Consider the following 21103-nt stretch of genomic DNA (forward strand, 5'->3'; position numbering starts at 1 on the left):
TGTAACGACATGCCACTGCTCGACCGCCGCCTGACGACGGTTCTCGTCACGCTGCTGATCGCCGGGGTGACTTCCTCATGCGCGGCGGGGACACCCACGGAACGGCGGACCGCTCAGATCGAGGTGGTGCCCGAGGTACTCAGCGAGCCCAAGATCAGCGTCACCCGCTTCCACTACCTGCCTCAGCTTCCCAAGGACCGGTACCCCGACCAGAACTGGGCCGATCTGTATCTGCCTGCCGGTACTCACGCGTTCAATTCGGTCCCGCTCGTCGTCCTCATCCACGGCGGCGGCTGGAAGAGCACGATGGGCGCCGGCGTGTTCGACGGCCTGGCCCGGGAGCTGACCAGCCGCGGCATGGCCGTCTACAACATCGAGTACCGCCGAGTCGGATCGGGCGGCGGGTGGCCGACCACTTTCGCCGATGTGGCCCGCGCCATGGACTACGTCGCCGAGATGAACCTGCAGTACCCGCAGCTGGCCATCGACGATGCGCTTGTGGTCGGCCACAGTGCGGGAGCCCAGTTGGCGGTGTGGGCCAGCACCCGCCACGACCTGCACGGTGACGAAGTCGGATCGCGGCCGCTGTTCCGGCCGACGAGGGTCATCTCGCTGGCCGGACCGCTGGACATGGTCTACGCCGCCAACCACGGCGACAAGCACATCGTCGCCGTGCTCGGCGGCAGCCCCGCAGAGGTGCCGCAGCGCTATACCTCGGTGGACCCGATCCAGAACCTCGACCCGAGGGTGCCGGTGATCGCGGTCCACGGAACACTCGATACCGTTGTGGCCCCGGCCAATTCGCAGCGCTATGCCGCTGCCTTGAAGAAGCGTGGCGGCCGGGCCGCCGTCGAGCTGCTGCCCGGCGAGAACCACACGTCGATCGTGTCGACCCGCTCCCCCGGGTTCCGGCGGGTGTTGCGCCTCATCACCGCCACCTCCGACGCCGAATTGGACCAATTGCCGGTGAAGTGACTGGTTAGGCTGAGGCCGTGACTCGCTACATCGCGTTCCTGCGCGGCGTCAACGTCGGAGGCGTCAACCTCAAGATGGCCGAGGTGGTCAAGGCCATGGAAGCGGCCGGGTTCACCGAGGTTCGAACCGTGCTGGCGAGCGGAAATGTCTTGCTGGACAGCGCTTCCACTGCCGCGAAGGTCCGCACCACGGCCGAGCGCGCCCTGCGGGACGCCTTCGGCTACGAGGCCTGGGCGCTGGTGTATGACCTGGCCACGCTGCAGAAGATCTCGGAGAAATACCCGTTCGAACGTGAAGTCCCCGATCACCACTCGTACGTCACGTTTGTCAGCGACGCCGAGATACTCGATGAGCTGGCGGGCCTGCCCCCGGGCCACGGCGAGAAGGTGCAGCGCGGTGACGGGGTGCTCTATTGGCAGGTACCGCGCGCCACCACGCTGGACAGCACGATCGGCAAGACCATGGGCAAGAAGCGCTACAAGTCATCGACGACGACGCGAAACCTGCGCACGCTGGACAAGGTGTTGCGCTGAGTCGTCACAAGCGTGCCCTTCGCAGCCATCCCAATCCCGCACTGGTGCCCGCGGCTGGGCGGTACTCACAGCCCACCCAGCCCTCGAAGCCCGTTTCGTCGATGACGGCCAGCAAGTGGTCGATGGCCAGCTCACCGCTGTCGGGCTCGTGCCGATCGGGAACGCCGGCGATCTGCAGGTGACCGACCCGGCCGGTCGGAATGTCCGATCTGAGCCGGACCGTTACGTCACCCTCGGTGATCTGGCAGTGATAGAGGTCCAGCTGCACCTTGAGATTCGGCGCCCCGACCTCGTCCACGATCCGGTGTGCCTCGTCTTGCAGGCTCAGCAGGTAGCCGGGCATGTCCCGCTGGTTGATGGGTTCGATCATCACATCGACGCCCCGGCTCTCGGCCTGCTCGGCAGCCCACCTGAGGTTGTCCCGGTACAGCGTCAGGCGGTCTTCGCGGCGCGCACCGGCCGGGACGACACCGGCCATCACGTGCACCCGTGGGCACCCGAGGGCGTCGGCATAGTCGAGTGCGCGCCGGAACCCGTCCCGGAACTCGGCCTCACGCCCGGGAAGCGAGGCGGTGCCGCGCTCCCCGGCTTCGAAATCTCCCGGTGGCGCGTTGAACAGCACCTGCCGCAGTCCGTTGGCATCGAGCAGGCCGCGCAACGGCCGGGCCCGGTGGTCATACGGGAAGAGGTACTCCACCGCCGTGAACCCGTCGGCCGCGGCGGCGGCGAACCGGTCAGGGAACGCGTGCTCGACGTACATCATCGAGAGGTTGGCCGCGAAGCGGGGCACGGCAGACTCCTTACACCTGAGCTGATCAGCGATTGACGCCATCTTTGCCGAACGCAGGTACATTCGCGCCATGACGGGTAGCTCAGAGAAGGTGAGCGGCAGCGTCCTCACCGGTGTTTCGGAGACCGCACTGATGACGCTTCAGGTGCGCGCACATGAAGCTCGACGCCCGGACGGCCTGATCGATGATCCGATGGCGGTGCAACTGGTCGACTCGATCGATTTCGACTTCGCCAAGTTCGGCTACACCCGCCGTCAGGACATGGCTTTGCGAGCGCTGCTGTTCGACCGGATGACCGGCAACTATCTGCGCGCCCATCCGAGGGCCACGGTGGTGGCGCTCGCGGAGGGATTGCAGACCAGCTTCTACCGGCTCGACGCTGCCGGGCTGGGGCATCAGTTCCGCTGGTTGTCAGTCGATCTGGAGCCGATGATCGAGCTCCGCAACAAGCTGCTGCCGAAGCCGGACCGCGTCGCCCAGTGCCCCCAGTCGGCACTCGACCTCAGCTGGATGGACCATGTCGACGCAGGCGACGGTGTGTTCATCACCGCCGAGGGCCTGCTGATGTACCTGCAGCCCGAGGAGGCCATGGAGCTGATTCGCGCCTGCGCGCGACGCTTCGGAGGTGGGCAGATGATGTTCGACCTGCCGCCGGCGTTCTTCGCCTTCCTCACTCGCAGGGGGATGCCCACCTCAAGGCGCTACCGGGTGCCGCCGATGCCGTTCAGCCTGACGCCCGCGCAACTGGCCGACCTGGTCAACACCGTTCCCGGAGTGCGGACCGTGCGCGACCTGCCGATGCCGCCCGGACGCGGCAAGATCTTCAACGCTCTGCTGCAGACGCAGCACCTGCCGATGTTCGATCCCGTGCGCCCGCTGGTGGGCCTGCTGGAGTTCGGGTAGAACGCCGGACACCTACTGTGCCCACACGTCCTCGACATAGCGATCGGAACTCACCAGATCCGTAAGCCAGTCCGTGGCGGCGTCTTCGTCTGCGCCGGTATAACGGCGGTAGATATCCCGGAAGGCACCGCGCACCGCGGGAGCCATCCGGGCTCCGTCGCCGCACACGTACACGTGCGTGTCCATGCCCGGGTCGCCCAGCATCGCCCAGACCTCGTCGGCATCGGCGGCGATCCGGTCCTGCACATACCGGATCTCGTCTTCGGGCCGCCGCGAGAAAGCCGGGCGCATCCGTACCACGCCCGCGCGTTCGGCCGCCTCGAATTCGTCGCGGAACAGGTAGTCGACATCCGGATGACGCACCCCGAAGAAACACAAGGCCGACGCGAAAGGCTCGTCCGCGTTCTGCGCCGCCAGCCGGTCCCCGATGAACCCCCGGAACGGGGCGACCCCGGTCCCGGCACCGACCAGGATGACGTTCTTCGCCGGCTCAGCGCCGGCACGGAACGCCCGGCGCGCGGTATCGACGCGCATCCGAATCCGTTGTCCCGGCACCGCATCGGCGAGATAGCTCGATGACACCCCACGGAAGACGCCATATCCCGAACGTGCTGGCCCCTCGAGCACGCTGACCACCAGTTCGGCCTCACGCGGGACCTGGCGTACCGAGGAGGCGATGGAGTAATGCCGGGGCGCCATCGGCTCGAACAGCTCCAGCAGTTCGGCCCGCGACAGTTCGGTGGCAGGGAACTCGACCAGGCATTCGGTGACACTGAGCGCACGGACTTCGGGGTGTTCGGCGAGTTCGGTCAGTGCCGCCCGCTCAGGAGGACATGGGTTGGCCGCCGCCAGCCGCAACAGCTGACTTCGACTGGCGGGCTTACGGAGTTCGATGAAATGGGTGAGCAGTTCACGGACGCTGACTTCACGGTCGATCGCGATGGCCCGGCGCGTGCTGCGCCGCGGGTTGACCGAGATCCGGCGGTCGAGCCGCAGCTCCAGTAACTCGGCGACCTCGTCCACGACCTCGGGACTGTTGTCGGGCAGGACCGTGAGGTGATCGCCGGTCTGGTATCCGAGGTCGTCGGGAAGCGCAATCCGGATCAGCCGCTTGGCATTTCCCATGTCACGGTCGTCGACCAACGCCACATTGTCGAGCACGGTTGCCGGCCGCACCTCGAAACGCGTATCGATCGCCGACGTCACGGGCCCGTCGATGGCCCGCAGTTCATACAACAGTTCGCCGCCGGTGGTATCGGCGGGCACCTGAGCACCGTCCGCGGGGGCGAGGGCGTCCCACAGGGCTGCGGAGAAGTCTTCCACGGTCCCCGCGAAGTCTCCCGACGTGTCGGCCTCTCCACGCGGAATCACCGGTGGGCCAACCAGTTCCAAGAGACGCTGATCAATGCGTTTCGGGATGGTCTGGTAGGTCTCGGCCCAGTTTCGATCGCCGACACCGAGTATCGCGTACGGGATGGCCGGTTGCGCTTGGGTCGCCGGATCGTCCAGCCACTCGACGAAACGCCGCGCATCGTCGGTGGGTTGCCCGTTGTACGACGCGGCGATCACCACCAGGGCCCCCTCGGTGGGCAGTGCCCCCGCTGCCGTGTCAAGAGCGGCCACGGCGGTCTGATAACCCAGGTCGGTGGCCTCGTCGGCCAGCTGCTGTGCCAACGCCCGGCAATTGCCCAGGTTCGAGCCGTGCAGCACAGTCACTTTCGAACCTGGCGCGGCCACTGCGCGCGGCCTCGGCGCAGACGACTCCGGAGTGGGGACTGCGTCGTGCCGGCGTTCCTGCGGTGTCCGCCGCACCAGTTGCAGGTGGAATCCGACCGGCTTGCGCAGGAGATCGCTGTGAGTGCGCAACTGATAGTGCTCGACATCCAGGAAGCGATACCGGTGCACCAGGGTGGCCAGCGCCATGGTCGCCTCGTGCAATGCGAACTGACGGCCGATACAGGACCGGGCGCCGGTGCCGAACGGTTTGAACAAGTTGACCGGACGCCCGGCGGCCCGCTCGGCGCCGAACCGGTTCGGGTCGAACAACTCGACGTTGTCACCCCACTCGGGCTGCCGGTGCAGCCCAGAGGTCGACACTGTCACGACCTCACCCTTGCGCACCGGATACCGGCCGCCGATGATGGTGTCCGCCAACGCCATCCGGTCGAATTCCCGGACCGGTGGGGACAGCCTCAACGTCTCGTCGACGATCTGCCGGATGTAGGTCAGCTTGCCGATCGCGTCGAACGCGGGCACATGATCGTCGTCCGTCCCGAACAGGCGATCCACCTCAAAGCAGGCCCGGTGCAACACCGCGGGGTCCTTGACGATGCTGTACAACGCGGTCGGCATCAGAGTCGAGGTGGTGTCCTGCCCGGCAATGAGGAAGGTCAGGATCTGGTTGCGGACGCTGTCGTGATCAAGGCGCGGGGCGCCGTTGGCGCCCGGTTCGAGCATCAGGGCGAGCAGATCGTCCAACTCGGCGTCACCCGCGCGGTGGCCGGCGATCAAGTCATCGATGAAGGCGAACAGGTTGTCACGCTCGGCGGCGAAGACCGCGCGGTCGCCGCCACCGGGGGCCAGGATCTGATCGAGCGCCGCTGCGAAGCTGGCCGGGATGTCGGCCAGCCCGTCGTGGTGATACGAGTCGAACCGCGCCCCGAATCCGGCCAGGCCCACGGTGTCCATGGCCAGCTTCGCGAGATCCCCCGCGACATCAACCAACCGCGGCCCGAACGCTCCGGCGGTTTCGTCCCACGACGCGATCAACTGGCGGTTGATGTCGAGCATGGCCGGGTGGTAACTGCGCAACCCACTGAAGCTGAATCCGGGCATCAGGACGTCATGGGCCTGCTGCCAACCATCCTCGCCGGGATATGACGTGAACAGCCCGTTGCCGACCAACGTCCGGAAGCGGTCCAACCGGACCGTGATTCCCTTGCTGAAACGTGTCTCGTCGCACAGTTCGTCGACGAGCGACAGCGAGCACGCGTAGAGCCGTCGGCTGCCGGTGAAGTCGGCGTAGAACAGGGGCCCGTACTGTTCGGCGATCACGTCGGCCGGCAGCGCGTAGGGCCGGCCGGGAACAGGCCCGCGCGGCAGTTCCGCGCCGACGGCCGAGGGGACGTCGGCGATGTCCGGTGGTAGCGCCGGTGAGAACGTCTCCATGGCCGCGAGCTTAGCCACGCACCATGAGCTGCCCCTGGGAATCAGCCTCAGAGAACGAGCTGAGGCGTCCGGTCGGCCTCGTCGACCGGGCGACGGGGCCCGAACCTCAGGCTCGGATCGACCACGGGACCGTGGCGCAACGTCTGCGCGTCGAGCGTGTAGTTCATCGTCATCTGCCATGGTCCGTCGACGCCCTGGCGGGGAATCTCGTCGATCGAACGCTGCACGTATCCCGCGGCGAAGTCGAGCAGCGGCCGGGTCTGGCCACCGGTGAACTCGGGGCGCACGGTGTCAAATCCGTTGTCGTCCATGTGCTTCAGCAACCGGCAGAAATGCTCGCAGAGCAGTCCGATCTTGAGCGTCCATGACGAGTTGGTGTAGCCGAAGGCGAAGGCGAAGTTGGGCACACCCGAGAGCATGATGCCCTTGTACGCTACGGTCTCGGCGAGGTCCACCGGCCGGCCGTCGATCGACAGCGTCATCCCGCCGAACAACTGGATGTTCAATCCCGTTGCGGTGACGATGATGTCGGCGTCCAACTCACGGCCGGACTCCAGCAGGATGCCGTTCTCGGTGAACGTCGCGATGCGGTCGGTGACCACCGACGCACCGCCCTCGCCGAGCGCGGTGAACAGGTCACCGTCCGGCACCGCACACAGCCGCTGATCCCACGGGTTGTAGTTGGGGCTGAAGTGCTCGTCCACCGGATAGCCGTCCGGCAGCTTGGCGGCGTTGATCCACCGGATCACCGCCCGGGCGGCCTTCGGGTACTTCTGGCACAACGTGTAGACCGCCCGCTGCTTGAGAATGTTCTTGCGCCGGGTCAGCGCGTAACCACGCTCATCGCCGAGCAGTCGCTTGGCGGTGTTGGCAAAGGCGTCCTTGGCCGGCACGGGCATCACATAGGTCGGTGAGCGCTGCAGCATGGTGACGTGGGCTGCCGTGCCCGCCATCGCGGGCACGAGGGTGACCGCGGTGGCACCGCTGCCGATCACGACGACCTTCTTGCCGGCGTAATCGAGATCCTCGGGCCAGTGTTGGGGGTGCACGATGCGTCCGGCGAACCGGTCGGCACCGTCGAACTGCGGGGTGTAGCCCTGGTCGTAGCGGTAGTACCCGCCACCGCAGAACAGCCAGCTCGCCGAGATCTGGATGAGTTCACCGGTGTCCGCGCGCTCGACGTCCACGGTCCAGGAGGCCCGAGCCGAGTCCCAGTCCGCGCTCAGCACCTTGTGGTGGAACCGGATGTGGCGGTCGATTCCGTTCTCCGAAATCGTCTCGCGCAGGTAGGCGAGGATCTTGTCCGCAGAGGCGATGGCGTGTTCGTCGCGCCACGGCTTGAACTCGTAGCCGAAGGTATGCAGGTCGGAGTCCGACCGAATTCCCGGGTAGCGGAACAGGTCCCAGGTGCCACCGGTGGCGCCGCGGGCTTCCAGGATCGCGTAGGTGCGCCCCGGATGTTCGCGCTGGAGGTAGTAGGCAGCACCGATGCCGGAGATGCCGGCGCCGATGATGAGTACGTCGACGTGTTCGGTCTGGGTCATGCCTCCAATAGTCGCGGCAGGCGACCGTCACCCCCAAGGTCGGAAGTGCCAAACATTCCCCATTCAGTGGTGCACTTTGCACCACCGCTCTACGCTGGGGCGATGGTGTGGCAGCCACCGTCACAACGGGTACAGGACCTGATCAGGCAATGCGCGCAGATCGTGCTCAACCCCCGCCCGGACTGGCTCGACGAATTCGACTCCGCCGTCCTGGCCGCCAGTCCGACCATCGCGTCCGACCCCGAGCTCGCGGCGGCGGTGGTTCGAAGCAACCACGCCAACCTGTTCTTCTGGGGCACGGCGAATGTGCGCGATCCGGGCGCCCCGGTGCCACCGAACACCGGTCCGGAGCCGCTGAGCATCGCACGCGAACTCGTGCGCCGCGGTGTCACCCAGTTTCCCCTCGACGCCTACCGGGTCGGCGAGGGCGTGGCGTGGCGTCGCCTCATGGAGATCGCCTTCGAGCTCACCTCCGACCCTGCCGAGCTGCACGAGATGCTCGACGTGTGCTCGCAGTCCATCAGTGCGTTCGTCGACGCCACGCTGGCCGGGATCGCCGCCCAGATCGACCTGGAACGGGACGACCTGACCCGCGGCACCCACGCCGAGCGGCGCGAGACCGTCGCGCTCCTGCTCGAGGGAGCCCCGATTCCCAGGCAGCGGGCCGAGGCGCGGCTGGGCCATGCGCTGACCGGCACCCACACCGCGGCGGTCATCTGGAGCGAGGACCCCGACACTGATCTGTCCGGACTGGATCGGGTCGCCGAGGCATTCGGCCAAACGTGCGGTGACCCGCGGCCGTTGAGCGTGCTGGCCAGCAGTGCGACCAGATGGGTGTGGGCAGCCGGCGCCCCCGACATCGAGGAGGGTTCCGCGGCCCTGACCCGCGCCACCGCGTCGGCACGTGGCGTCCGGATCGCGCTCGGACCGGCCGCCGATGGCCTGGATGGCTTCCGGCGCAGCCATTTCGACGCGATCACCACCCAGCAGATGATGGCCCGGCTGCACTCCACGCAACCGATCGCATGGTTCGGCGACGTCGAGCTGGTCGCACTGATCACCGCCGAACCTGATCGCGCGGCCGAGTTCGTCACCCACAACCTCGGCGCGTTCGAGACCGGCGATCCCGAATTACAGGAAACGGTGCGGGTATTCGTCAACGAGCAGTGCAACGCCTCGCGCGCGGCGGCGCAGCTGTATCTGCACCGCAACACGTTGCTGCGCCGGCTGGCCCGCGCCGACGAACTGCTGCCCCGCCCGCTCGCCGAAAACAGCGTCGCGGTTGCCGTCGCTCTGGATGTGCTGCGCTGGCGCGGTAATCGGACCGGCTGAATCCGGCGAACCGGATCAGCCGATCAGTCGAAAGCCGTGTCCAGATAGCGCATGGCGTCGGTCTTGCCGATCCCCAGTGCACGGGCCGCCTCGGCGAACGAATGCGCGGCCGCGGCCATCGCGGCGTCGGCCGGATCAGCCCGTGCGACGAATGTCCCGTACCGGCCCCGGGTCTCCAGGACCCCTGCCGACTCCAACTCCCGATAAGCCCTGGCCACGGTATTCACCGCGAGCCCGACCTTGCCAGCCAGTTCGCGCACGGTCGGCAGCCGGGTGCCCGGCATCAGCCGCCCCTGCCGTATTCCATCGATGATCTGGATCCTCAGTTGATCGAACAACGGCTTGTCCGCGCTCGAGTCAACCAACACCCAATCCCCCAACTCACCCACACGCCCAGTATCACCCAAACCGACTACGTTGGTGATGTGCAAGTGACTGTCCTCAGCGGTGCCGGAATCTCGGCCGAAAGCGGTGTACCAACGTTCCGCGACGTCGAGACGGGACTGTGGGCACAGGTGGACCCCTATGAAATTTCCAGCGTCGAAGGCTGGCAGCGGCACCCCGAGAAGGTCTGGGCCTGGTACCTGTGGCGCCACTACATGATGGCCCACGTGCAACCCAACGACGGACATCGGGCTGTCGCGGCCTGGCAGGATTTCGCCGACGTACACGTCATCACTCAGAACGTCGACAACCTTCACGAGCGCGCCGGCAGCACCAACGTCTACCACCTGCACGGCAACTTGTTCGAGTTCCGTTGCGATGCCTGTGGTTCGAAGTTCGAAGGCGTCCTTCCGGCGATGCCCGAGCCGGTGGAGACCATCGAACCCCCGGTGTGCCCGTGCGGCGGCCTGATCCGGCCGAGTGTCGTGTGGTTCGGCGAACCGCTGCCCGACGACGCCTGGCAACCGTCGGTGCAGGCGGTGAGCAACGCCGATGTGGTGATCGTGGTGGGCACCAGTTCCGTGGTGTATCCCGCGGCAGGTCTGGCCGAAGCCGCCGTCGCCGCGGGCACCGTGGTGGTCGAGGTGAATCCGGAGCGCACCCCGCTGTCCGACAGCGCGACCATCTCACTGCGCGAGACCGCAGCCGGCTCCCTGCCGAATCTGCTGCAGCGGTTGCCTACGCTGCTGGGCTCTAAGCAGGTTTGACGGCGCGGCCGATGGCGAACTCCGTCACCGGCAGCGGCACCCAGGCCGGCATCGCCAATTCGCGGTGAGCCACGGCAACCTGGAATCCGCTGCCCGCGATGGTCTGCTCGGTGTGCCGATGGGTGTGGCAGTTGCCGAACAACCGCGGCCACACCGTGGCATCGGCGACGCGCTGCATGCCGGCCCGCCAGCCGCTGCCCGCGACGTGCTCCAGATAACGTAGCTCTCCGCCCGGCCGGACCAACGAGAACAGCTGGGACAGAACGGTGTCCGGCTGATCGATGGAGCACAGCACCAGCGAGCAGACCACCGCGTCGAATGGTTCGGCGCTGCTGAACTTCTCGGCGGTGTCACTGGTCACCGTCACCGGCACCGGGGCCGTGACCGCCGCGCTGCGGGCCACCTCGGCCAGGTGTCGTTCGGGTTCGATGGCGACCACCTCGGTCACCGTCGACGGATAGAAGGCGAAGTTCGTCCCGGTGCCGGCACCGATCTCGAGAACCCGGCCGGTGAGCCCGGCGAGGTTCTCGGCGCGCAGCCGCCGTAGCGCCTTCGGCTCCGAGTTCGACAACGTCTTCCACACCCTGGCGAAAAACGGATTGTCGACGATCCTGTCAGTCACGGTTCTCCTCCATCGGCGTATTCACTGGCAAATCCCTTCAACCTGGCGACGGTCTCGGACGGCTCGAGATCGGTCCCGATGATCCCCGAGACGATCTGGCCGGTACAGACCGCGCGCAGCACGCGGTCGGTGAACTGCTCGACATCTCCCCACGGCAGATACGGTTTGGAGATCAGGATGGCTGCCACCCCGTGCGCCGCGGTCCAGAGTTCCAGCGCCAACATGGTCGCGTCGCCGGACGGGTACACACCCTCGGCGATCAGCGCCGCCATGGCAGCGCGCATGTGCTGGAACGCCGAGCTGTTGAGTGTGGTGTCGACATCGCTTCCGGGCCTGCCCTCACCCATCGTCGCGAGCCGGTACAACTCGGGCGTGCGCCGGGCGAAGTTCACGTACGCGTGGCCCTGAGCGCGCAGCACCTCGATGGTCGAGGCGTGACCTGTCGCGGCCCGCTGCATCTCCTCGTCGAGCTTCTCGAAGTACCGGGAGCACACCGCATCCAGCAGCGCGTCCTTGTCGGTGAAGTGCAGGTAGATCGACGGTGGCGTGACCCCGACCCGTTGGGCCACCGACCGGATCGACACGGCCTTGGCGTGACCGGTTTCCAACAGCAATTCGGTTGTGGCATCCAGGATCTGATCACGCAGCAGCTCACCGGAACCACGCGGTGCACGGCGGCGTCTACCGGGTTGGATCATGGCGCTAGCCGGTGTCCGTCATACCCGCGCGGGCCCGTTCGCGCCGGCCATCGTCCGGCGGAACGTCGCCGCGCCCATCCGTGTCGAGCTCGGCGGGACCCGATTCGCTGAACCCGATTCGCCTGTGCAGGCGGGCCAACGGCGCGGGCGCCCACCAGTTCCACTGCCCCATCAGGTGCATGAAGGCCGGCACCAACAACATTCGCACCAACGTGGCGTCGACAAGCACCGCGATGGTCAGCCCGAGGCCGAACATCCGCATGAACGCCACTTGCGCCGCGATCAGCGCCGCGAACGAGATCGACATCAGTAGCGCCGCGGCCGTGATCACGCGGCCGGTGCGGGCCAGGCCGAGCGCCACACTCTCGTCGTTGCGAGTCCGCGGGGACGGCTCCGTGCCGTCGGGCCGCGCCTGCCCGGAAGCCAGCCAGTACTCGCGGATGCGCGACACCAGGAACACCTCGTAGTCCATGGACAGCCCGAATGCGATGCAGAACAACAACACCGGCAGGTTGGCCACCAATGTGCCCGTCGATGTCGTCCCGAGCGCACCCAGGTGGCCGTCCTGGAAGATCCACACCAACGCACCGAACGCCGCCGAGAGCGACAAGACGTTGAGCACCAACGCCTTCAGCGGTAGCAGGACGCTGCCGGTGAGCAGGAACAACAGGATGAAGGTGATGGCCGCGATGATGCCGAGCACCATCGGCAAGCGCGAGGTGATCGCCTGCGAGCTGTCCCGGTTGACCTGCGCGATACCGGTGAACTGGACGTCGGCCGGCGCGGGCACCGCGTGCAGGGCGTCCAGCTGGGCTTCTGAGGCGTCGCTGAACAGCGGCATGCTGCTACCGACCGTCAGATATGCACTGCCGTCGGCCATTCCGGTTCCCGAGGTCGGCGGGCCGACGCGGCGACCGTCGACGAAGGTGCCGCCGGGAGCGGACACCGAGGCGCCATCGGCGGCCCGCGACAATTCGCCTGCGTAGCGGTCGATCTCGGCGGGCGGCAGCCCCCTCACGTCGGGAAGTACCACGGTGACGGCGGTCGAGGAGTCGACGGCGAAATCGTTGCGCAACTCGTCGCCGACCTGACGTGCCGATGCCGACGACGGCAGGACGCGGTCATCGGGGAAGCCCCATTTGATGCCGAGGAAAGGTGCCCCCAGCATCAGCAGCAGCGCGATGACCGCCAGCCCGACCGGAACCGATCGACGCATGACCCGCTTGGTCATCCGGTACCAGAAGCTCGCTTCGACGGGTTCGGCCACGGGTTCGGGCCGCCCGAGGATCCGCCGGATGAACCGGCGCACGTCGTAGGCGTCCAGCCGATCACCCAGCAGCACGATCGCGGCCGGGGCGACCACGATGGCCGCGAACGCCGCCAGCCCCACGACCGCGATGCCCGCGTAGGCGAAGGACTTGAGGAAGTACATCGGGAACAGGACCATCGCGACCATCGACAGCGCCACCGTCAACGCCGAGAACAGCACCGTGCGTCCGGCCGTGACCATGGTGCGCACCAACGCGCGGTCGGGATCGACACCGTCGGCAAGTTCGTCGCGGTAACGGCTGACGATCAACAGGGTGTAGTCGATGGCCAGTGCGAGGCCCATGGCGACCGTGAGGTTGAGCGCGAAGATCGAGACGTCGGTGACCATCGTGAACCCGCGCAGCACGGCCAACGAACCGAGGATCGCGAAGCCGCCGACGGCGAGCGGCAATGCGGCTGCCAGGAGTCCGCCGAACACCCACACCAGCACGAGGAAGCTCAGCGGAATCGCGATGGACTCCATCATCAGCAGGTCTTTTTCGCTCTGGCCGTTGATCTGGACGTAGATCATCGCCTCTCCGCCGCCCCGAACGGTCACGCCGTCACGGTCGTGCACCAGTTGGTCGGTGAGTTCTTTGGCGTGTTTCTGCGCGCCGCTCTCGCCTCCGGTGATTCCGGCCAGGATGAGTCCGGTCTTGCCGTCCTTGCTGATCAGCGTGGCGGCCGCGGGTGCGGGCACGGTCCAGGTCGAGCTCACCTCGGTCACATACGGCGACGCCTTGAGCTGCGCGGCGATGCCGGTGCCCACGGACCTGGCCGCAGGACTGTCGGCGCCGGCAGCGCTGGTCACGCTGATCACCAGTTGCATGTCACCGCGGGCGAACTTGTCCGAGAGCAACCGGGTGGCCTGCGCCGATTCCGACGTCGGATCCTGAAACCCACCTGCCGACAGGCTCTTGGCCACCGGAATGCCGAAGATGCCCGCGGCCACCATGACCAGGGCGGCCACCGCGAGGACGCGTCGCGGTGCGGCGATGGCCAGATGGGCGATTCGATGCAGCACGCTGCGTCCTTCCCGACAAAGACCGACGAATACGGTCGAATACCGCCGTTAAGTTAACAACGGTAAGTTTCCGGCGTCAACCTGCGGCTCGCTCTACATACGGGCACCGGCACCGAACGGTTCATCGAACGCCACGTGGCGATGAATTCGGGCGCTTCCACGCGTCTAATAGGGCATGACCAACACCATCGACGTCGCACCCCGCACCACCGGCATGACCGATACCGGGTTGCTCATCCTGCGCATCGCAATCGGCGCAGCGATGCTGCAAGCCGGTCTGATCAAGGCTTTCGACTTCGGCACCTCCGTGGAATTCATGGAATCCAGCGGTTGGCGGCTTCCCGCGTTCGGGGCGTTCATGGTCACCGCGGCCGAAACCCTCGGCGGCATCGGCCTGCTGTTCGGCGTTCTCACACCGCTAGCCGCGTGTGCGGTGATCGGCGCGATGGTGGACGCCTGGGCCGTGAACGTATCCGCCGATGCATTCTGGTCACAGCCGTTCAACGTGCCGTTCCTGGCGGCATTCGCCGCTGCGGCGCTCCTGTTCACGGGGGCCGGCGCCATCTCGGTCGACGAGCGCGTGTTCGGCCGCTCCCGCGTATCGGCCAGGGCCGCGGTGGGCCTGCTGATGATCGGCGTCGCCGCAGCCGTGGTGACCTGGATCGCCCTGAACGGCACCAACCCGATTCACTTCACAAGCCCGCAAGGCTGAACCGCGCCCACTTCTATACCTGGGCTGCAACCGGCGTCGTCAAGCGACCCCGCGATAGAAATCGGCGACCGCGGACCCCAGGACGCTCTAGCTACTCGCCGGAAACCTACCCAGAAGTAGGATTGCCACCATTTTCCGAACCGTGACTCAAAGATTCCTTAATGGTGACCCATACGCTCAGTGTCATGTGGATCGACGACACCAGTGCCGATGTCATCAAGGTTGACTTCGAGGCTCTCTACCATGGCGATGTCCTGGTCGAGGGGGAAACCTCCGAGCAGTTTGACGACTTCCAAGAACTGCCAACCGCGGTATGAGAAAACGCGCGCCTCGCGGCGCGCGTTTCCCGTACTGACCTCGCAGTAACTTTGCCCCGACCGGGGCCCGCAGTCCTCGCTTCAGGCGAGGACTGTTTCTTTCTCCGACTCGGCCTCATCCGCGCCGATCATGTTCAGCAGGCGCCCGCTGATCAGCAGCTCGGCCTCCGACACCATCCGCGAAACGAGTTCGCCGCAGGTCGGAATGTCATTGATCAGGCCCATCGACGTCCCGACCGACCAGATACCCGCGTCAAGGTCGCCGACCTCATAAACCTTCACGCCGCGCTTGCCGGCCACCAGGTCCTTGACGTCCTCGAACTGGCCGCCGTCCTTGAGGATCTGCACCACCTCGCGTGAGACCGCGTTGCTCGCCACGCGGGCCGTGTTGCCCAGGCTGCGGAAGATCAGCTCGGTGTCGAGTTCGGTACCCGCCACGATCGCTTCCTTGACCTTCTGATGGATCGCCGATTCCGCGGTGCACATGAACCGCGAGCCCATGTTGATGCCGTCGGCACCAAGGGCCAGGGCGGCCACCAGACCACGCGCATCGGCGAAACCACCCGAGGCGATCATCGGGATCTCGATCTTGGCCGCTGCCGCCGGGATCAGGACCAGGCCCGGGATGTCGTCCTCCCCCGGATGTCCGGCGCACTCGAACCCGTCGATGCTGATGCCGTCCACACCCAAGCTCTGCGCCTTGACCGCGTGCCGCACCGAGGTGCACTTGTGCAGCACCTTGATGCCGTTGTCGTGGAACATCGGCAGGTGCGGCGCCGGGTTGGAGCCCGCGGTCTCGACGATCTTGATGCCCGCGTCGACGATCACCTGGCGGTACTCGTCATATGGCGGCGGGTTGATCGTCGGCAGGATCGTCAGGTTCACCCCGAACGGCTTGTCGGTGAGATCCCGGGTCTTGGCGATCTCATTCGCCAGATCCGCCGGAGTCGGTTGCGTCAGCGCGGTGAGGAAACCCAGCGCACCGGCATTCGCCACAGCCGCAACGAGTTCGGCGCGGCCGACCCACTGCATGCCACCCTGCACGATGGGATGTTCGATTCCGAACGTCTCGGTGAACTTCGTCTTCAAAGCCATATGTTCGCCTTCCTAGTTAGCTGAGCTGTCGGCTCTTCGCGCAAGCGCTCATCTGTTGACTCGGCTCTTCACGCAAGCGCTCATCGCGGAGCCATGCGGATCGCGCCGTCGAGGCGGATCACCTCGCCGTTGAGCATCGGGTTCTCGATGATGTGCACGGCCAGCGCGCCGTACTCGTCGGGATCGCCCAGCCGGGCCGGGTGCGGCACCTGCTGCCCCAGCGACTTCTGCGCCTCCTCGGGCAGGGAGCCCAGCAGCGGCGTCTTGAACAGCCCCGGCGCGATGGTGCACACCCGGATCAGCTCACGCGAGAGGTCGCGCGCGATCGGCAGGGTCATGCCGACCACACCGCCCTTGGACGCCGAGTACGCGGCCTGGCCGATCTGCCCGTCGAACGCCGCCACCGAGGCGGTGTTGATGATGACGCCACGCTCTTCGTTCTTCAGGGGCTCGGTCTTGGCGATGCGCTCGGCGCTCAGCCGGATCACGTTGAACGTGCCGATCAGGTTGACCTCGACCACCTTGCGGAAGCCGTCGAGCGGGAACGCACCATTCTTGCTCAGGGTCTTGATCGCGTTGCCGATGCCGGCGCAGTTGACGTTGATACGCACCGGGCCAAGCGATTCCGCGACGTCGAGCGCTTCGGTCACGCCGGCTTCGTCGGTGACATCGGTGGCGACGAACTTGGCCCGATCGCCGAGTTCGGCCACCACCTCCTCACCCTTGAGGTCGATCACCACGACCTGAGCGCCCGCGTCCAGCAGCCGCTTGGTGGTGGCCAGGCCCAAGCCTGAAGCGCCGCCGGTGACGACGGCTACCGCGTCTTTGATCTCCACTTACCGCATTCCTTTCCGGCCGGCGTAGCGCCGGCCCCTTTGGTCGAACCAAACAGGGGTTGAACTAAACCCAGTCGCGCAGAACCGATTCGGTGTCGGCCCCGCGCTCCCGCGGTGGTGTGGGCACTGCGGGGGTGCTGCGGGAGAACCGGGGCGCGGGCATCGGCTGGAGATTGCCCTCGTCGTCGAAGAACGTGTCGCGCTCGGCGATGTGCGGTTCGGTGAGCACCTCGGCGAAGGACAACACCGGCGTCGCGCAGGCATCCGTACCGGCGAACACCTTGGCCCAGTGATCGCGGTCGTGCGCGGCGAACGCCTCGGTGAATGCCTCACGCAGCTCGGGCCAGCGGGCCATGTCGTTCTGGGCCGGCAGGTCAGCGCCCTCCAGGCCCAGGCCCTTGAGCAGCGCGGCGTAGAACTGCGGCTCGATCGCGCCGATCGCCATGTACTTACCGTCGGCGGTCTCGTAGGTGTCGTAGTAGGGCGCACCGGTGTCGAGCATGTTGGTGCCGCGCTCGTCGGACCACAGGCCGTTGGCGCGGAAACCCCACATCATCTGCATCAGCACGGAGGAGCCGTCGACCATGGCCGCGTCGATCACCTGCCCCTTGCCGGAGGTCTGGCGCTCGAACAGGGCAGAGAGGATGCCCACGAGCAGGAACATCGAGCCGCCACCGAAGTCACCGGCCAGGTTCAGCGGCGGCACTGGCCGCTCGCCCTTGCGGCCGACCGCGTGCAGCAGACCGTTGAGGGAGATGTAGTTGATGTCGTGGCCGGCCTGCAGGGCGCGCGGACCGTCCTGTCCCCATCCCGTCATCCGGGCGTAGATCAGACGCTCGTTGACCTTGGCGCAATCCTCGGGACCCAACCCCAGGCGTTCGGTGACGCCGGGCCGGTAGCCCTCGATCAGCACGTCGGCCTTCGAGATGAGTGTCAGCACCAACTCGCGACCCTCGTCGCTCTTGAGGTCTGCCGCCACCGAGCGGCGGTTGCGAAGCATCGAATCCCGATCACCGGCGGGCACTCCCCCGCTGCGACCCGGCCGCTCGATGCGCACGACGTCGGCACCGAGATCGCCGAGAATCATCGCCGCGTGCGGGCCCGGGCCGATGCCGGCCAACTCCACAACGCGCAAACCTTGCAGTGGTCCTGCCATGCTCTTCCGCCCTTCGCGTGTTAGGCCTTGGTTGACCGGTGACATAGCTTACTTGTATAACCTTCTCGACCGGTATGGCCATAGCCGGCCCCGCCCGGACCGGGCCATCGGCCCCTCAGACTTAAGGTGCATAGATGACCGTGACCCGCGAGTACCCCGACGTGAAAGACGTATCCGTATCCCTCGAGGACGGTGTGCTGTCGGTGACGCTGAACCGGCCCGACAGCCTCAACTCCCTGACCCAGGACATGCTCGTGGCGATCGCCGATGCCATGGATCTGGCCGGCACCGACGCGGAGGTGCGCGTGGTTCGCCTGGGGGGCGCCGGTCGCGGATTCAGCTCCGGCGCGGGCATCAGCGAGGAAGACCAGAACGCCAAGAGCCACGACGCCGAAGGCGTACTCGACGCCGCCAACCGTGCCGTCGCATCCATCGTGGCGCTGCCCAAGCCGGTCGTGGCCGTGGTGCAGGGACCCGCCGCCGGCGTCGGGGTGTCACTGGCCCTGGCGTGCGACGTCGTGCTCGCCTCGGAGTCGGCCTTCTTCCTCTTGGCGTTCACCAAGATCGGGTTGATGCCCGACGGCGGGGCATCGGCCCTCGTCGCCGCGAACATCGGCCGGATCCGGGCCATGCGCCTGGCACTGCTGGCCGACCGGCTCACCGCCACCGACGCCTACGACTGGGGTCTGATCAGCGCCGTGTACTCGGCCGATGAATTCGACGCCGCGGTGGACAAGGTGATCGCCAAGTTGCGGTCGGGACCCGCGGTGGCACTGCGCGAGACCAAGCAGGCCGTCAACGCGGCCACCCTCACCGAGCTCGAAGGCGCTTTCGCCCGCGAACGCAAGGGCCAGCTGCAACTGCTGGTGTCCGACGATTTCCGCGAGGGCACCAAGGCCTTCCAGCAGAACCGGCGCCCGGAGTTCACCCAGCAGTAGGCACCCAACGGGGCTCTCGCGCCCGGAAAATCGTTGGACTCAACCCACTCCGGGTGGGCACCATCGAATGTTGTGAGCATGCAGCACGACATCCAGACGCCGGTTGGTCGGCCCGGCGGATGGCGTGTGCTCGCGCCCTTCCGCATCCGCGAATACCGGCTGCTGATCGCCGCCGTCACGTTGTCCATCTTCGCCGAGGGCATGTGGTCGGTGGTGATGGCGTTGCAGGTCATCGCGATCGACAACGACCCGGCCTCCCTGTCGCTGGTCGCCACCTGCCTCGGCGTCGGCCTGGTGGCGTTCGTTCTCGTCGGCGGCATCGCCGCCGACCGGATCAACCAGCGCACGATCATCATCGCGGTGGAGACGGTCAATCTGGTGGCGGTGTCGACCGTCGCGGGGCTGGGCCTGCTCGACTTGCTCAAGATCTGGCATCTGGCCGTCGCGGCAGGCATTCTCGGCATCGCCGCCGCGTTCTTCTTCCCGGCCTACAGCGCAATCCTGCCGCGCATCCTGCCGCCCGAACAACTGTTGGCGGCCAACGGCGTCGAGGGCGTGGTGCGTCCGGTCTTCCAGCGTTCCGTCGGGCCCGCGGTGGCGGGCATGGTGATCGCCGCGACCTTCCCTTCACTGGGTGCGGTGGTAGTGGCGGTGTTGTTCGGCCTCGGTTTGGCCCTGCTGGTCGCGACCCGACCGACGATGGATTCGGTTGAAGCACAAGAGGACAGCGAACGGCCACACGTATTGCGGTATCTGCGTGAAGGTTTCGCGTTCATGGTCCGCACCCCGTGGCTGCTGTGGACGCTGTTGTTCGCCAGCATGTTCGTGCTCGTCGTCCTCGGACCGATCGAGGTCCTGCTGCCGTTCATCGCCCAGGACCGGTTCGCCGACGGCGCCCGAGCCTACGGATTCATCCTGGCGTTCTTCGGATTCGGCAGCGCCCTGGGGGCGTTGACCGTGTCCTCACGCCGGATGCCACGGCGCTACCTGACCACGATGATGGTGATGTGGGGTCTGGGCTCGGTGCCGCTGGTGATCGTCGGCGTCACATCGTCGTTCCCGTTGATGGCCGCGGCCACGTTCTGCGTCGGCGTCACCGACGGAGCGGGGATGGTGATCTGGGGAACGCTGCTGCAGCGCCGGGTGCCGACGGAGATGTTGGGCCGGGTCTCGAGCCTGGACTTCTTCGTGTCGCTGGCGTTCATGCCGCTGTCGTTCGCGATCGTCGGCCCGCTGTCGAAGGTGGTTTCGATGGAGTCCATCTTCCTCGTGTCCGGGCTACTGCCTGCCGTGTTGGCCGCGGTGGCCGTAGCGGCGGCCCGGATGCCCCGCGACGAGCTGGCGCACCCGCTGCGCTAGGCGAACACCCCGGCGACAACGGCCGCGATCGCGGCGTCGACCGCACGATGCGAGTCGGTGACCGTGAGAGTCCTTGTACTGGTGAGGAATTGGTAGTAGAGCGGGGCGGAGACCTGCCGGATGACCGCAGCGGCGTCGGTTCCGGCCGGCGCTTCGCCCCGCTGCACCGCGTCGGTCACGCACCCGGCCCACTCCGCGATGCGCCGGTCGTAGAACAGCTGCAGCGCGGCTGCGGTGTCTCGATCGCACGTCGCCGCGGCGATCGCGGCCTTGAACAGCCTGCCTTGACGGGCATCGTTCAGGGTGCGACGGACCAGCTTGGCGTTGGCCCGGAGATCGCCGCGCAGTGATCCGGTGTCGGCCCGCGGCGTCGATTGTTCGGCCATGTCGGCCAAGAGGTCGGCCACCAACGCCGGCACCGAGCCCCACCGTCGGTACACCGTCGACTTGCCGACGCCCGCCCGCTCGGCCACGGCCGTCAGTTCCAGACCGGCCAACCCGGCCTCGATCAGTAGATCGGCCGTCGCGCGCAACACCGCTTCGCGCACTGCCGCCGTGCGCCCGCCCGGCCGTTCGGCTGCCATGCGACTCATCTTAATAGGAATATTATCCCGTTAGTGCCGCGTTCCTTATCAGGAAGA

Annotated in this window: 20 protein-coding genes; 9 read left to right on the top strand and 11 right to left on the bottom strand. The window is 66.8% G+C overall.

The window, feature by feature from the left end:
* Positions 1-9: 9 nt before the first annotated feature.
* Complete coding sequence (locus QQ25_RS23820) at positions 10-975, top strand: alpha/beta hydrolase family protein (protein ID WP_039381428.1); 966 nt, start codon at positions 10-12, stop codon at positions 973-975.
* Between the two features lie 17 nt (positions 976-992).
* The gene (locus QQ25_RS23825; protein WP_039381431.1) at positions 993-1508 is read left to right on the top strand and encodes a DUF1697 domain-containing protein; all 516 of its coding nucleotides are present in this window, start codon (positions 993-995) and stop codon (positions 1506-1508) included.
* A gap of 4 nt (positions 1509-1512) precedes the next feature.
* On the opposite strand, the gene otnI is transcribed toward QQ25_RS23825, so the two are convergent.
* The gene (gene otnI, locus QQ25_RS23830) at positions 1513-2298 is read right to left on the bottom strand and encodes a 2-oxo-tetronate isomerase (RefSeq protein ID WP_039381433.1); all 786 of its coding nucleotides are present in this window, start codon (positions 2296-2298) and stop codon (positions 1513-1515) included.
* Between the two features lie 70 nt (positions 2299-2368).
* Here otnI and QQ25_RS23835 point away from each other — a divergent pair, with 70 nt between their 5' ends.
* The gene (locus QQ25_RS23835) at positions 2369-3202 is read left to right on the top strand and encodes a class I SAM-dependent methyltransferase (protein ID WP_039381435.1); all 834 of its coding nucleotides are present in this window, start codon (positions 2369-2371) and stop codon (positions 3200-3202) included.
* Positions 3203-3214: 12 nt separating this feature from the next.
* On the opposite strand, the gene QQ25_RS23840 is transcribed toward QQ25_RS23835, so the two are convergent.
* Together QQ25_RS23840 and QQ25_RS23845 are read right to left on the bottom strand one after the other, a co-directional pair.
* The gene (locus tag QQ25_RS23840) at positions 3215-6370 is read right to left on the bottom strand and encodes a bifunctional cytochrome P450/NADPH--P450 reductase (protein WP_039381729.1); all 3156 of its coding nucleotides are present in this window, start codon (positions 6368-6370) and stop codon (positions 3215-3217) included.
* Positions 6371-6417: 47 nt separating this feature from the next.
* Positions 6418-7914: a flavin-containing monooxygenase gene (locus QQ25_RS23845; RefSeq protein ID WP_039381438.1), complete on the bottom strand. Its 1497-nt coding sequence runs from the start codon at positions 7912-7914 to the stop codon at positions 6418-6420.
* Positions 7915-8016: 102 nt separating this feature from the next.
* On the opposite strand from QQ25_RS23845, the gene QQ25_RS23850 reads away from it, so the two are divergent.
* Positions 8017-9246: an Rv1453 family transcriptional regulator gene (locus QQ25_RS23850; protein WP_039381440.1), complete on the top strand. Its 1230-nt coding sequence runs from the start codon at positions 8017-8019 to the stop codon at positions 9244-9246.
* Between the two features lie 23 nt (positions 9247-9269).
* Here QQ25_RS23850 and QQ25_RS23855 read toward each other — a convergent pair whose 3' ends face one another.
* On the bottom strand, positions 9270-9635 hold the full coding sequence (locus QQ25_RS23855) for an Rv1152 family transcriptional regulator (protein ID WP_039323816.1): 366 nt from the start codon (positions 9633-9635) through the stop codon (positions 9270-9272).
* Between the two features lie 36 nt (positions 9636-9671).
* On the opposite strand from QQ25_RS23855, the gene QQ25_RS23860 reads away from it, so the two are divergent.
* Positions 9672-10397 carry an NAD-dependent deacylase gene (locus QQ25_RS23860; RefSeq protein WP_039323819.1) on the top strand — a complete coding sequence of 242 codons (726 nt, stop codon included), beginning with the start codon at positions 9672-9674 and terminating at the stop codon, positions 10395-10397.
* Here QQ25_RS23860 and QQ25_RS23865 read toward each other — a convergent pair.
* Genes QQ25_RS23865 through QQ25_RS23875 form a run of 3 tightly spaced genes read right to left on the bottom strand, consistent with a single transcriptional unit; the run spans position 10384 to position 14049 of the window.
* A complete protein-coding gene (locus QQ25_RS23865; RefSeq protein WP_039381442.1) occupies positions 10384-11019 on the bottom strand; it encodes a class I SAM-dependent methyltransferase in 636 nt (211 codons plus the stop codon). The genes QQ25_RS23860 and QQ25_RS23865 overlap by 14 nt on opposite strands.
* A complete protein-coding gene (locus tag QQ25_RS23870) occupies positions 11016-11717 on the bottom strand; it encodes a TetR/AcrR family transcriptional regulator (RefSeq protein WP_039381444.1) in 702 nt (233 codons plus the stop codon). The genes QQ25_RS23865 and QQ25_RS23870 overlap by 4 nt, the downstream gene beginning before the upstream one ends.
* A gap of 4 nt (positions 11718-11721) precedes the next feature.
* Positions 11722-14049: an MMPL family transporter gene (locus QQ25_RS23875; RefSeq protein WP_039381446.1), complete on the bottom strand. Its 2328-nt coding sequence runs from the start codon at positions 14047-14049 to the stop codon at positions 11722-11724.
* A 175-nt stretch (positions 14050-14224) separates the two neighbouring features.
* On the opposite strand from QQ25_RS23875, the gene QQ25_RS23880 reads away from it, so the two are divergent.
* Positions 14225-14761: a DoxX family protein gene (locus QQ25_RS23880; protein WP_039381447.1), complete on the top strand. Its 537-nt coding sequence runs from the start codon at positions 14225-14227 to the stop codon at positions 14759-14761.
* Positions 14762-14946: 185 nt separating this feature from the next.
* A complete protein-coding gene (locus QQ25_RS31545; protein ID WP_003882239.1) occupies positions 14947-15078 on the top strand; it encodes a hypothetical protein in 132 nt (43 codons plus the stop codon).
* Between the two features lie 81 nt (positions 15079-15159).
* Here the strand turns inward: QQ25_RS31545 and QQ25_RS23885 are convergent, their stop codons facing one another.
* The 3 genes from QQ25_RS23885 to QQ25_RS23895 form a co-directional block, all read right to left on the bottom strand.
* Positions 15160-16173 carry an NAD(P)H-dependent flavin oxidoreductase gene (locus tag QQ25_RS23885; RefSeq protein WP_039381449.1) on the bottom strand — a complete coding sequence of 338 codons (1014 nt, stop codon included), beginning with the start codon at positions 16171-16173 and terminating at the stop codon, positions 15160-15162.
* Between the two features lie 80 nt (positions 16174-16253).
* Entirely contained in the window at positions 16254-17009 is a 756-nt protein-coding gene (locus tag QQ25_RS23890; RefSeq protein ID WP_039323835.1) for a 3-hydroxyacyl-CoA dehydrogenase, read from the bottom strand.
* A 64-nt stretch (positions 17010-17073) separates the two neighbouring features.
* Positions 17074-18165, bottom strand: a complete 1092-nt coding sequence (locus QQ25_RS23895; RefSeq protein ID WP_039381451.1) for a CaiB/BaiF CoA transferase family protein — start codon at positions 18163-18165, stop codon at positions 17074-17076.
* 134 nt (positions 18166-18299) lie between these two features.
* Here QQ25_RS23895 and QQ25_RS23900 point away from each other — a divergent pair, with 134 nt between their 5' ends.
* Together QQ25_RS23900 and tet(V) are read left to right on the top strand one after the other, a co-directional pair.
* Positions 18300-19103, top strand: a complete 804-nt coding sequence (locus QQ25_RS23900; protein WP_039323839.1) for an enoyl-CoA hydratase — start codon at positions 18300-18302, stop codon at positions 19101-19103.
* 78 nt (positions 19104-19181) lie between these two features.
* Positions 19182-20462: a tetracycline efflux MFS transporter Tet(V) gene (gene tet(V) / locus QQ25_RS23905; protein ID WP_276014531.1), complete on the top strand. Its 1281-nt coding sequence runs from the start codon at positions 19182-19184 to the stop codon at positions 20460-20462.
* On the opposite strand, the gene QQ25_RS23910 is transcribed toward tet(V), so the two are convergent.
* Positions 20459-21046: a TetR/AcrR family transcriptional regulator gene (locus tag QQ25_RS23910; protein ID WP_052236021.1), complete on the bottom strand. Its 588-nt coding sequence runs from the start codon at positions 21044-21046 to the stop codon at positions 20459-20461. The two genes, tet(V) and QQ25_RS23910, sit on opposite strands and share 4 nt — an antisense overlap.
* Positions 21047-21103 lie beyond the last annotated feature (57 nt).

The sequence above is a fragment of the Mycolicibacterium setense genome (genome assembly GCF_000805385.1).
Lineage (GTDB): Bacteria > Actinomycetota > Actinomycetes > Mycobacteriales > Mycobacteriaceae > Mycobacterium > Mycobacterium setense.